The organism is Ruegeria sp. K5, assembly GCF_056531805.1.
Window position 1 is genome coordinate 112390 of the sequence record NZ_JBQFML010000001.1, and the last position, 12542, is coordinate 124931.

General features: G+C 57.9%; 13 protein-coding genes. 1 reads left to right on the forward strand and 12 read right to left on the reverse strand.

Going from position 1 to position 12542, the window contains the following annotated elements:
• Positions 1 to 35: 35 nt before the first annotated feature.
• The 8 genes from ACR0MO_RS00560 to ACR0MO_RS00595 are packed head-to-tail and all read right to left on the reverse strand — an operon-like array spanning position 36 to position 7488.
• Positions 36 to 863 carry a citryl-CoA lyase gene (locus ACR0MO_RS00560; protein ID WP_170449515.1) on the reverse strand — a complete coding sequence of 276 codons (828 nt, stop codon included), beginning with the start codon at positions 861 to 863 and terminating at the stop codon, positions 36 to 38.
• Positions 860 to 2056: a CoA transferase gene (locus ACR0MO_RS00565; RefSeq protein WP_170449517.1), complete on the reverse strand. Its 1197-nt coding sequence runs from the start codon at positions 2054 to 2056 to the stop codon at positions 860 to 862. The genes ACR0MO_RS00560 and ACR0MO_RS00565 overlap by 4 nt, the downstream gene beginning before the upstream one ends.
• Positions 2056 to 3501 (reverse strand): aldehyde dehydrogenase family protein, encoded by a 1446-nt coding sequence (locus tag ACR0MO_RS00570; protein ID WP_170449520.1) that lies wholly within the window; start codon positions 3499 to 3501, stop codon positions 2056 to 2058. The genes ACR0MO_RS00565 and ACR0MO_RS00570 overlap by 1 nt, the downstream gene beginning before the upstream one ends.
• The gene (locus tag ACR0MO_RS00575) at positions 3498 to 4193 is read right to left on the reverse strand and encodes a hypothetical protein (protein ID WP_170449522.1); all 696 of its coding nucleotides are present in this window, start codon (positions 4191 to 4193) and stop codon (positions 3498 to 3500) included. Before ACR0MO_RS00575 ends, ACR0MO_RS00570 begins: the two co-directional genes overlap by 4 nt.
• Positions 4190 to 5200: an agmatinase family protein gene (locus tag ACR0MO_RS00580; protein ID WP_170449524.1), complete on the reverse strand. Its 1011-nt coding sequence runs from the start codon at positions 5198 to 5200 to the stop codon at positions 4190 to 4192. The genes ACR0MO_RS00575 and ACR0MO_RS00580 overlap by 4 nt, the downstream gene beginning before the upstream one ends.
• Positions 5197 to 6072, reverse strand: coding sequence for an arginase family protein (locus ACR0MO_RS00585; RefSeq protein WP_170449527.1), 876 nt, complete (start codon positions 6070 to 6072; stop codon positions 5197 to 5199). Before ACR0MO_RS00585 ends, ACR0MO_RS00580 begins: the two co-directional genes overlap by 4 nt.
• Positions 6072 to 6746 carry an arginase family protein gene (locus tag ACR0MO_RS00590; protein WP_170449529.1) on the reverse strand — a complete coding sequence of 225 codons (675 nt, stop codon included), beginning with the start codon at positions 6744 to 6746 and terminating at the stop codon, positions 6072 to 6074. Before ACR0MO_RS00590 ends, ACR0MO_RS00585 begins: the two co-directional genes overlap by 1 nt.
• Positions 6739 to 7488 (reverse strand): arginase family protein, encoded by a 750-nt coding sequence (locus tag ACR0MO_RS00595; RefSeq protein ID WP_170449531.1) that lies wholly within the window; start codon positions 7486 to 7488, stop codon positions 6739 to 6741. Before ACR0MO_RS00595 ends, ACR0MO_RS00590 begins: the two co-directional genes overlap by 8 nt.
• A gap of 106 nt (positions 7489 to 7594) precedes the next feature.
• Between ACR0MO_RS00595 and ACR0MO_RS00600 the strand changes: the two genes are divergently transcribed.
• Complete coding sequence (locus ACR0MO_RS00600) at positions 7595 to 8302, forward strand: IclR family transcriptional regulator (protein ID WP_170449533.1); 708 nt, start codon at positions 7595 to 7597, stop codon at positions 8300 to 8302.
• A gap of 8 nt (positions 8303 to 8310) precedes the next feature.
• Here the strand turns inward: ACR0MO_RS00600 and ACR0MO_RS00605 are convergent, their stop codons facing one another.
• From ACR0MO_RS00605 to ACR0MO_RS00620, 4 genes are read right to left on the reverse strand one after another with little or no spacing between them, the layout of a single operon-like run.
• Positions 8311 to 9114, reverse strand: a complete 804-nt coding sequence (locus ACR0MO_RS00605) for an ABC transporter permease (RefSeq protein WP_170449536.1) — start codon at positions 9112 to 9114, stop codon at positions 8311 to 8313.
• Positions 9115 to 9124: 10 nt separating this feature from the next.
• The gene (locus ACR0MO_RS00610) at positions 9125 to 10027 is read right to left on the reverse strand and encodes an ABC transporter permease (protein WP_170449538.1); all 903 of its coding nucleotides are present in this window, start codon (positions 10025 to 10027) and stop codon (positions 9125 to 9127) included.
• Positions 10024 to 11112 (reverse strand): ABC transporter ATP-binding protein, encoded by a 1089-nt coding sequence (locus tag ACR0MO_RS00615; protein ID WP_170449540.1) that lies wholly within the window; start codon positions 11110 to 11112, stop codon positions 10024 to 10026. The genes ACR0MO_RS00610 and ACR0MO_RS00615 overlap by 4 nt, the downstream gene beginning before the upstream one ends.
• 57 nt (positions 11113 to 11169) lie before the next feature.
• Positions 11170 to 12168, reverse strand: a complete 999-nt coding sequence (locus tag ACR0MO_RS00620; protein ID WP_480889250.1) for an ABC transporter substrate-binding protein — start codon at positions 12166 to 12168, stop codon at positions 11170 to 11172.
• Positions 12169 to 12542 lie beyond the last annotated feature (374 nt).

Here is a 12542-nt window from a genome sequence, read left to right on the forward strand (position 1 = left end):
AAACGATAACTGCGGTCTTCAGAGGTTTCATCGGTTTAGCTCTCCGATTTGACACCAATGTATTCCGGCAGATACCGCGGGGGCATTGGCCCTTTGTTCCGGCCGCCCTGCTGCATTTGTTCCCAGCCATGAGACAAGACGCCTACCGAGCGGGAGAGACAGAACAGACCGCGGGAGAGCGGGGGTGGAAAGCCCAGCTCGCAAAAGATAACAGCCGTGGCCCCATCTATATTCATTGCGATCTCAGTACCGCGCTTGCGTCCGATTTCCGCCTGAACCGCCTCACCGATGTCGGCAAACCGCCCATCCACCGTACCAGACTTCGCGGCCTCGCGTACCAGCTCCATCAACCTTGGTGCGCGGGGATCGACGGGTTTGTGGAACCGGTGGCCAAAGCCCGAGACAATTTTGCCATTTTCCTCACGCCAGACGGCGATACCGTCGCGGACGGCAGCGTCCTGTTCGGCGCCGTCATCGATCCGTTTGGCGACGTCGAGATAAAGTTCGGCGCATTGTTCACCAGCGCCGCCATGCACGTCACCCAACATGTTGACCCCGGTGGCCATGACGTTGTTGAGCCCAAGCCCGCAGGTCGCTGCCATGCGGGCGGCAGCTATCGAAGGCGCTTGCGGACCGTGATCCACGCCCGCCACCAGCGCACATTCAAAAAGTGCCGCCTGTTCTGACGTGGGCATATCGCCCCGCACCATGAGCCAGATCATCTGAGCAAAGCTGACATTTCCTATAAGGTCCTGGATCGGGTGGCCGCGAAAGGCGATCCGCCCTGGCGCCATGTCGATAATTGCGGTGCGCCACCAGTGGCGCATGTCATCGGCATCTTTGCGTCCTGCGGTGTCCGTCATATCGCGCCTTCCTTTGCCAGTTTTTCAATGTCTTCCGGTGAAAGCCCTAACTCACTCCAGATTTCAGTGTTGTGCTGCCCCAACGTGGGCGGTGGCGCATCGACGGTGGGCGCGCTGCCGTCCAGTTTGATGCCGGTCGTGGCGACCTGAATGTCTCGTCCGACGCCGGGTACATTTTCAAACTGGCCAAGAAATCCGCGGTCTGCAACCTGCGGCATTTCCAGTACCTCCGGCACTGTCAAAACCGCTCCCGAGGGCACGCCGATACTATTGAGCTCCTTGGCCCAGTCGCGCGGTGGTCGGGTCTTTAGCACGGCCTCAAGCTCCGTTTTCAGAGCCAGCCTGTGGCGTTTGCGATCCTCACGCGTGGCATATTCAGGACGTTCGCGCAACGCGGCCAAACCCAGGTGGTCAGTCAGAAGCTCCCATTGCTGGTCCTTGTTGGCGGCGATGTTGATCAACCCGCCCTTTGCCTCAAACGCGCCGGAAGGCGCCGAAGTGGGATTCTCATTGCCGTTGGCGGTCGGATTGACGCCTGCGATCAGATAGTTCGACACCACCCAGCCCATTGTCGCCAGCACCGATTCCAGCATCGAAACATCAATGAACGTACCGCGCGGATTGGCGTTTAGAGCAGATGAAATCGCGAATGCTGCGGTGATACCGCCCACCGTGTCTGCCACCGGATACCCAACGCGCAATGGCGCGCTTTCGCCACCGCCGGTGATCGACATCACACCCGAGGTGCCCTGGATGATCTGATCATAGGCCGGGCGGCGGATCCACGGGCCCTCCTGGCCAAAGCCCGAGATGGCACAGTAGACCAGCGTCGGATTGACCTCTTTTAGGGTCTCGTAGCCCACGCCAAGGCGCTTCATGACACCGGGCCGGAAGTTTTCCACCACAACATCTGCCGTTTCGACGAGTTTTAGAAAAATCTCTCGGCCCCGTGCGTTCTTCAGGTTGACTGTGACCGATTTCTTACCCGCGTTCTGGGCCAGAAAAGACACACCCATGTTGGCCTTGTTCAGCTCTGGGTCAGCCCCCAGTTGGCGGGCGAGATCGCCCCGCCCAGCGGCCTCAACCTTGATAACTTCGGCCCCCAAGTGCGCCAAGTGGTGGCAGCAGAACGGACCGGCCAGCACATTGGTCAGATCAAGAATGCGAATGCCCTTCAAAGGTGCCTGCGTCATTATCCGCGCCCTTCGTGTACAACTTTGGCTGCCGTGAAAAACTCGCGGCAATAGCTGCCTTTTTCCGGCGCGCCATAGGATGATCCTTTTCGGCCGGTAAATGGCGCGTGAAAATCCATGCCTGCTGTGGGCAGATTAACTTGTATCATGCCTGCCTCGGCGTTCTGTGTGAAATGTTCGATCTTGGCCGCATCCCGCGTGACGATGCCCGCTGACAAACCAAATTCGCAGTCGTTGGAGGTAGCAAGGGCAGCATCATAGTCCGACACGCGCAATACAGCGGCGATGGGTCCAAAGATTTCGTCCCGCGCCACGGCTGCCTGTGGTGACACACCCGTAAACAAGGCCGGAGCAAAGTAATGTCCGGGGGTTTTGGATCTGACTTCGCCGCCACCTGCGGCAAGCGTTGCGCCTTCATCCATGGCTTGAGAAACGTATCGTTTGTCGATAGCCAGCTGCGCCTCGCTGGCCACCGGGCCAATCTGGGTTTCTGGCCCGCGCGCATCACCGATCCTGAGATCTTTCATGGCCGCACAAAGACGGTCGACAAATGCGTCGTGAATTCCCTCAGTGACGATCAGGCGGGACGACGCCGTGCATCGTTGCCCGGTCGAGAAAAAGCTACCCTGTAAAGCGCAGTGAACCGCCAGGTCCAGATCCGCATCATTGAGGACAACCAGCGGGTTCTTGCCCCCCATTTCAAGCTGCATTTTGGCCCCGCGGGCGAACAGCGCAGCCCCCATATTGCGACCGACAGGTGTGGAGCCGGTGAACGTGACCCCAGAAACTTTGGGGTGTGAAACGATCGCCTCCCCGACCTCACGGCCTTTGCCCATTACAAGGTTGAACACACCCTCGGGCAGGCCCGCACGGGCAATGATGTCGGACAACATCCACGCAGAACCGGGCACCAGTTCGGCAGGTTTGAACACGACCGTATTGCCATAGGCCAGAGCGGGCGCAATTTTCCATGCCGGGATCGCCAGTGGGAAATTCCAGGGCGTAATCACGCCGACGACGCCGATCGGCTCGCGTACAACCTTAAGCGACACACCTTCGCGCAGAGATTGGTAAGCGTCGCCCGTAGCACGATACGCCTCAGACGCGAAATATTTGAACAAATGCCCGGCACGATGCGCTTCGGCCTTGGCCTCGGACAGGGTTTTGCCCTCTTCGCGGGCCAGCATGTCGCCCAGTTCGTCCACACGGGCAAGGATTTCCGACCCAATCCGGTCCAGTGCTTCGAACCGGACCAGAGGCGATGTCGCGCGCCATTTCGGAAAGGCGGCAGCCGCGGCTTCGATCGCTTCAACCGTCTGGTTGGCACTTGCCTGCGCGTAATTGCCAATCGTGTCATTCAGGTCAGATGGGTTGATGTTTGGAACAGCATCGCTGCCAGCGGCCCATGTTCCGGCGATATAGTTGGGAAAGGGGTCTACAGTCATTGCACTTCCTCAAGAACTGGTCGCCAACCGATATCTTCATGCCGGTGGTCTACAGTGTTCACATAAAAATAGGTCGGGCCGTGATAGCCCCGGCATACCCGCCCATCGGCACGGTTGGCGACAGGTTCGGCGGTCCAGCTGACCGCCCCGAACCAATTCCACAAACGGTTATGAGGTGAGGTCAGGTGATCCGGGCGAAGCGGGGCTGCACCATTGGCTGGGTCCGGTTGGGGCGCGTTTGACACGGCGGCACCGCCCACCAACGCATCCCATTCATTGGGCCCAGTCGCACCCTGATAGGGGTCATTTCGGGGCGTATCACCACCGGTCAGCAACCGGCATCGAAACGTAGTGCCATCGATGGACACCTCTGTGCCATAGACATACCCGGCATCGTCCAGATCCTGCCAGCTAACGCGGCTCATTAGCATCCGGTCGGCCACCAGATACCGGGTGCCTCCCTGTTGAAACACATGCCAGTTCAGGCGTTTGGTCGGGTCTTTTGGACTGTCAGTGAGCGCCCAGTTGTCCCAATCCGGGTCATGTTCAAATTCCGGGAGGTTACCGGGTTGCAGACCCTCGTAGGGGCAAAGCGCTGCAAGATCCGTGATCCAGGGTCGGGTTGCCGGGGCAAGGATTTGCCCTACATGTGATAGCCCACCCAGTTGACGGGTTCCGATATAGTCCATCATTGCTCTGTCACCAGCCCTTTCAAAGGTCGAGTGCGGAAGCGGCGCAGAACCCGGAACAGCATTTCCGCCGAAAGGAATTCCGTGCGCTGTGAGGGATCAAGCGGGGGTGAGACCTCGACAATGTCCAACCCGCCCAAGGGGGCCTCGGCCAGTCCATCCAGCAGATCGTAATACTGACGCGGTGTAATGCCGCTATGCACGATGGAGCCTGTGCCGGGAAGGTAGCCCGCGTCCATCGCGTCGATGTCGATGGACAGATAAAGCTCGTCACAGCCCTGCATGGCATGCGCAAAGGCCTGGCGCATCACCTCGGGCGCTCCGAGTTTTTGCACATCGCCAGCTGAAAACACCCGACCGCCCTGTTCTTCGATGAGCGCGAGATCACCGCCATCGACCCAGCCCGTGATGCCGATCCAGACCATATTGGACACATCAATGTTGGGCAGTTCAGAAATCCGGCGTGCATTGGTTGCGTGGTTGTGGCTGCCCCACGCGCCCAGCCGGTCGGAGAAATCCAGATGACCGTCGATCTGGATATAGCCAAAACGCGCGTTTGGTGCACGTTTAGCCAGCCCGCGGGAATAGCCCAGACAGGCCGGGAAGCTATTGTAGTGATCACCACCCAATGCCAGAGGGATCGCCCCTGCAACGGTCAGCGTTTCAGTCATTGTGGCGATGGCTTCGGTCGTTGCATCAACGTCTTGCGCTGTGATCTCTGCGTCGCCGCAATCGATCAGCCAGTCGGTCGCAGGCACGGTGCGGCGGCTTGTGTCTGGATCAAAGCTGGCTCCCTGCGGACGCAAAGATTGCAGAAGACTTGTCGCCCTGCGCAATGCTTCGGGGCCGAACCTTGTGCCAAGGCGGCTGGAATGTGTCCAGTCGCTCGGCATGCCCACCACGCCGATCTGATCCGCATTGACGTCGGTCACGTCACGCAAAGGCCCATCAAACAGCCGATATCCCGGTTGAGCCAGGGGCGGGTGGAATGTTGTATTAGCTGCAGTCATGTCAGTACATTTTCCTTGGAAGTTAGGCGACCCGGATGCTCAATCCCAAATCCGAGGCGCGCATAGATAAATGCCAGAAGAGCCGTAACCATCAGTCGTTGGCCAACCTTCACCACACCCATTCCGGGCCTGTTCGGGTTCAGACCGGTCAACATGATGGCACTGACCTCGTGCTGACCCAGAGCGCTGAGCCATTGCACCACCGTATCCAGATCAAGCCCCCCCAAACGGGGCCGATCACACAGCGCGCTGATCGACGTTTCAAACACCGAGAGATCAAACCGCACAAACAGCGGCTTTGATATATCCCGCCACCTTGAATACGCTGCAAGCTCCGCAGCAGTATCCAAGCTGCAGGTCATACCCGCCCCATTTGGCAAGGGTGCCACATGAAAGTCGCGCGCATTATCTGGCGTACCGCCAAGCTGCGCTGTCTGACAATGAGGCAGCGCGCTCTGCACTGTCTCGGACATGCGATCCGACCCACCCAGTATTATGGCGCAGGCACCATTGCGGCTGATCTGACGCGTTGCTGCTCTCAATGCCGCGTGGATCGCGTCCTCAGACCCTGCTGCTATATCTCCGAGGTCACAGAGCCGCTCGTGCAGACCGTCGGTACTGATGTCCTGACGTGCATCGACATCTACCGGGTGACTGAATTGTGGGTTTGCATGCCAACCGAAATAGACCGAGGTTTCGCGCAACGCACGCGGCGCCAGGGACTGCCCGGCATGCGGCGCGCTGGTGTCTTCAAACGGGACGCCCAGCACTGCCAGATCGCCGGGCCTGACTTCTCCGATTGCTTTGGTTTGTGCGCGCATGAACGACAGTTGCCCTGCCATGCGCGGCAATGGGGCCGATCGTAAAGGCATCAGCCAGCTCCTTTCTCAAGACGCTCTGTCACCGCCTGTAAGATCGCCAGCGCGGCGCAGGTTTCAGTTCTGCCACGATCGTCCAACGCCGGGGCAAGTCCGAAAACTGCTGCGGCGGTGACATTGCCTGGGGTAGTGTCAATTTGCGCGATCATCTGTGCAGGTGACATCCCGGTCAGGCGACGTGGGTGCGACACCCATTTGCCCGCAAGCTCTTGTAAATCCACAGAAAGGATGACCGGTTGAGCGTGAGACAATTGCCCCGCAACGCCCCCTGTGACCGGAATAACAGGAACATCCGCACCTGTGACTTTTTGTGTCGCGATGCTAAGCGCCTTCAGTCCGCTGGAATCTCCGCCAACCAGCACCATCCGCGCACCGGTTTCCAGAACCGCCTCGCATTGCGAGACAATTGCGGAAAAATGCTTATCCGGCTCAAGCGGAAATACATTCACGTCCCCCAGGTCAATGGCATTCGCGGGGGCCTTTCCGGGCCGGGAGGCGTATCGTAATTGCCTCGCGAGGTAGCGTTGCTCTGCCGCTGGTCGGTCGAGATTGTCACAAAAATATCCTGCTACCGCGACTTGCCCAGGCACGAGGTCTTCCAGATCGCCAACAGGCATGCCCAGAAAACTGGGGATCCCGTCAAACTGTATTTGCGCCGCATCACCCATGACGCAAAGCCGCGTTCAGGGTTTCAATGGCCGCCAATTCCGACATGCCACGCGTGTCGCGGGCAGGCGCAAGGCCAGTGATCACAATCGCCTGCCAGCGGCAGGACATTGCCCCAATGACGGAAACCAAGGTTTCGGGTTTCATTCCGCCGGGGTTAAGGCCGATAGCACCGGCTGCATGCCCCAGATCAACGACCGATATGTCGATCCAGAGAACAGTGCGCTCGGGCGTGTCAGAAAAGTCTGCGTGCCCTTCATCCAACCGCCGGGCGGTACGCCAATCCATCGTGCGCTGAGCGATCTGATCCCAAACATCGGCAGGTTGCCCGCCATTCAAACCCACCCAAATCGTGTTTGCTGGTCGTTCTGTAAGATCACGCCGAGCCAGTGGCATGGCCGCGACAACCGGCAGATCAGGCAAGGCCCCCAGTACAGCAGAGGCGACATCAGACGCGCCACCCAGAACGACGGGCACAATGCCGCGATCCACCATTTGCGCCACAAGCTGTTTCAATACGCCGGACCAATCGCCCGACAGGTCCAGATTACCCAGATCCCGGCCGTTTACAGGCAGGCTAGTTCCAAGCTGTCCGGTCATCTTGCGCAGCGCATCCGGTGCCAAGGAGGCGCCGGAACGTGGCCCGCTATCGACTTCGCTTGGAACACCCAAAAGCCCGACAGATCCTGCATCGCATTGCGAAATCTCGCCAAATGGCAGGCCAGCATAACCAGTTGTTATCATTTGTTTCTGCGCGCTATTCATTGCCAGATGCCTTCATTATTTGCGATTTCCAATTGCGTTCAAACCAGCTATAAAAAGTGACGGATTTGCGTCGAAAGGTCTGCCCATGCCCGACAAGCCCCGAACCCCCGACACGAATGGTGGTGTCGAAGCGGTCGAACGCGCATTGCGTGTGCTGGACAGCTTTGAGCCCGGCGATGCGGGGCTGTCTCTGAAAGAAGTTGCGGACCGTAGTGGCGTCAATAAAGCAACAATCTTGCGGCTGAGCGTCTCTCTTGAAAAGTTTGGCCATATCACGCGAGACGGCGAAGGCCTGTTTCACCTCGGCCCGTCTTTGTGGCGTCTTGGATCCGTATTTCGCCAGAACCTCCGCATGGGGCCTATTGTGCGCCCTGTGCTGGCGAACCTGGTGAATGCAACGGGGGAAAGCGCGTCGTTTTATGTGCAACGCGGCAACTCCGGCGTTTGCCTCTACAGAGTCAACTCGCCTAGGCTTGCGCGGGATCATATTCAGGAGGGCGAGGTCATTCCGCTGGGCATTGGCTCGTCGGGCCGAGTGCTGGATGCCTATTCTATCAGGCAAGGCAAACAGGCCGCCAACATTCGGAAGGCCGGCTATTATCTCAGCCTTGGTGAACGTGATCCGGACGTTGCTGGATTGTCGGTTCCGGTTCTTGGGCTTGAGGGCGAGCTGCTGGGTGCAGTCAGCCTGTCGGGCCTGCGCGTTCGCTTCGACGAAACCACTGTCGAAGGCTATCGCGCCGCGGTGCTCGATGCCGCCCGCCAGATCCGGGCCGAGATTGGTCAGATATAAAGAGCCCATCATTTGTCAGCATTCTTGCTGCGGCCAATCAACTGCACGCCGATGAGCGCCGAGATTGACACGATAATCAGGCAGGTCGAGATCGCTGCAATGGTCGGATCTAGCTGATCGCGCAGCGAATTGAACATGCGACGAGTGATTGTGGCCTTTTCGCCACCCGAGACCAGCATCGAAATCACCACCTCGTCCAGCGATGTGATGAAGGCCAGAAAGGCCCCGGTCTGGATCGAGAATTTGACCTGCGGCACAGTCACCGTCCACAACGCGTAGGCTCGGGATGCACCCAGGCTGCGCGCCGCCAGTTCCTGATTGAAATCGTAGTTCTGCAAACCCGACATCACGGTCACGATCACAAAGGGAAGCGCCAGCGCGGTATGGGCGATCACGATTCCGGTCAGCGTGTAGTTGAGGCCCAGCTTGGCATAAAGACTGAACACGCCGACGGCGATCAGGATCACCGGTACGACGATGGGCATGATCACGAGGATCTGCGCAGCGCTCCTGATCCGTGGGGCAGAGCAATGCAGGCCATATGCACAAAGTGAGCCCAAAGGTGTTGCGATCGCCGTGGTCAATACAGCCGCGATCAGTGAGGTCTTTGTGGCGCTCATCCATTCTGCGGAGGTGAAATAGGCCGTGTACCAGCGAAACGAAAATGACGTTGGTGGGAACTCCAGATATGAGGCCCCCGAAAACGACATCGGGATCACAATTAGCGTTGGCAGGATCAGAAAGAACAGTACCGCGATGCCGACCACAGTCAGCCACAGACCGTCGATTTTACGTTGTCCGACTTGTTCCATTTTCAGTTCCTCAGCGCATAAAGAGTTTGTCGAGCCCGAAGACACGGTTCATCAGCCAGATCATCGCCAGAGCCAGCAGCAGCAGGACAACGCCCAATGCGGATGCTGCACCCCAATTGGAATAGACCGTGATTGTGCTTTCGATGCGTTGCGCCAGCATCTGCACGCGGCCACCGCCCAGCAAAGCAGGTGTGACGAAGAACCCAAGTGACAGGATGAAGACCAGCACGATGCCGGCAAAAAGGCCCGGCAGGGACATCGGGAAAAACACCCGCCAGAATGCCCCGCGCGGGCTGGAGCCAAGCCCCACAGCGGCCCGAACCAGGTCGGTGTCAATGTTGCGCATGGTGGCGTAGAGCGGCAAAACCAGAAACGGCAGCATGATATGTACCATGCCAATGATTGATCCCGTGAGGTTGTGCGCCAGTTGCAGCGGTTCCTCGACGATGCCAAGCGACATCAGCGACGAATTGATGATGCCATTCCGCTGCAACAGCACCAGCCAGGCATATGTCCGCACCAGAACCGACGTCCAGAACGGGACCAGCACGAAAACCATCAAAATGGCAGCCGTTCTGTTCGGCATCCTGGTCAGCCAGTAACACAGCGGATATCCCAGAAGGACACAAATCACCGTCACAGCGATGCTGATCTGAAAGGTGACAACAAAGGTCCGACGGTACAAAGCGCTTTCAAAGATGCGCGCGTAGTTTTCCATGCTCAACTCGCCCGCCGCATTGTAAAACGAGAGCGAAGACAACCAGAAAATTGGCAGAAACACGACAACAAGAATCGTCACAACCGCGGGCATCGAAAGCCCAAAAAACGTCAATCTTTCGCGGCGTTCTTCAGTTTTGAGCGTGCTGGCGTTCTGAAGCGTCCCTGCACCTTCATAGACCTCGGCGATACTCATGCCACATGCTCCGGTACGATGATCGTGTCTTCGGGATGCAGGGCAAGGCCAATTTGCTCTCCTTTGGAAGGCAGCCCGGTTTGGCCAGCGCGATTGGCAGGGACACGCAAGTTGATCTCGCCTGCGCTGTCGTGCTGAACGATAACCAGCACACTGTCGCCTTGATAAATGATGTCTTTGACCCGGCCGGACAGATCATTGGCAGTTTCAGGTACTGCACCCGCGGTGACCTCCAGCAATTCGGGCCGGATCACCAGGCGGTGGCCACCCCGTCCCTGGGCGATGGGTGAATTGGATTTCAGCAAACGCCCACCAAGCTGCGCCGCATCATTGGCTACCTTCACCGGCGCCGAAATGGATTCGCCGATAAAATCCGCCACAAAGAAACTGTGTGGCTGGCGATACAGCCGCTCGGGTGTATCGATCTGCTCGATCCGACCGTGATTGACCACCGCAATCCTGTCTGACATCGTCAGCGCTTCGCGCTGGTCATGGGTTACGTAGACAACGGTCGCATCCAATTTTTCATGGAGCGCCTTCAGTTCAATCTGCATATGTTCGCGCAGCTTTTTGTCGAGCGCGGACAGGGGTTCATCCATGAGGATGATCTGCGGCTCGAAAACCATGGCGCGGGCAAGAGCCACACGCTGTCGCTGGCCGCCAGACAATTGAGTGATACGCCGATCTCCATAGCCGCCAAGCTGTACCGTATCCAGCGCACGTTCGGCTTGGGTCTTTTGATCGCTTTTGGAAACCCCGCGGATTTTCAGCGGATAGGCCACGTTTTCAGCCACCGTCATGAATGGGAACAACGCATAGCTTTGGAAAACCATGCCGAGGCCGCGCTTATGGGGCGGCGTCGCAATCATTTCCTGACCGCCAAAACGGAGCGATCCGCCATCTGGGCGTACAAAACCGGCCAGTGCCATCAAAAGCGTCGTTTTGCCCGAGCCCGATGGCCCAAGCAGTGTCAGGAATTCACCTGCAGAAATATTCAGCGATACGTCATCGAGCGCTTTGACCGCACCGTAGGCCTTGCAAAGGTTGGAAATGTCGATGGGAAGGGATTGGGCAGCAGGTGACATAGGGGCTCCTAACCTGACGAAAAAGGCGCAGCACGAGATGCACTGCGCCAAATTGGATTATTGCTGGATCAGCGTGTCGAACTCTTCGGTCAACTCACCCAACTGGCCGATATAGAAGTTCGGATCGACCAGAAGTTGCTTGCCGTAGTTGTCGGGATGGGTGTTGACCTTGACCGCCATCTCTTCCGAGATAATCCCGGCATCGAATGCACCCGTGTTGACCGGGCCCAGCGGCATTGTCACGGCCAGCCGCGCCTGCGCTTCGGCACTCAGCAATTCATTGATCAGGCGCATCGCATTTTCGACGTTCGGCGCGCCTTTGGGCACCAGCAAGCAATCGACATCCATCGTGCCACCATCGAATGCATATGCAACGTCAATGCCTGATGCGATCACACTTTCCACGCGGTTATGGCCCATGTGAATCACGTCTACTTCACCATCACGCAGCAATTGTGCGGATTGTGATCCGCCACGATACCAAACGGTAACTTCGGGTGCGATCTCACCCAACTTGGCCCAGGCGCGCTCCATGCCCTCGTCCGTGGCCAAAATGTCGTAGATTTCTGCCATAGGCACACCATCGGCCATAAGGGCGGCCTCAAGATTGTAGTTCACCTTGCCGTGCATGCCGCGCTTGCCGGGGAAGTTTTCCAGATCCCAGAACTCTGCCCAGTTGGACGGACCATTGTCGCCAAAGGCATCCTTGCGATAGGCAATCACCTTGGTGAAGTTGATGAAGCCGATGTAGTTTTCGTGGATCAGCTCCTCCGGGATACCCGTCGTGTCGACAACCGAATAATCAATCGGCTCAAGAGCACCTTCACGGCTGAGCGTCTCGCACGAGGGCAAGTCCTGCTCGGTCACATCCCAGGCGACGGCACCCGCTGTGATCTGTGCGCGCACGTCCTGGATGCCGTTTGTCGTATCTTCCTTGACCGTGACATTCAATGCGCTGGCTGCGGGTTCCAGCATGGCGGAACGCAAGGCATCCTGAAAGGAGCCTCCCCAGGATGAAAACACCACCTCGCCTTCGGCGAAGGCAGGCGCAGCCATTGCCAGACTGCTAACCACGAGACCCGCAGTAAGCGTCAATTTTCGGTTATCTTTAATCATGTCAGGCTCCTCCCTAACTGTTGGTTGGCTTGCGGGTCCGCGATATGAGCGACTCCGCATTTTATCCCTCAGCGTTTCACTCTTCAAAACGCTATTTCATTTTTACTAGAGCTGATGTTGGAATTGGTCAAGGATTCTTTTGACTCCGTAGGATTACCCCTCTCGTTTCCGGAGCCTCAGAGCCGAACAAAACGTCATATTTCGCGCTTATGAGCTGTGTTTATCTCGTTTCGATCTTGCGAAGATGGCATCGGAAACGATCTTTACCTGCCCCCAAGTTCATTGCCGCCGAGTGAAGCTTTGGGGGATTGAGC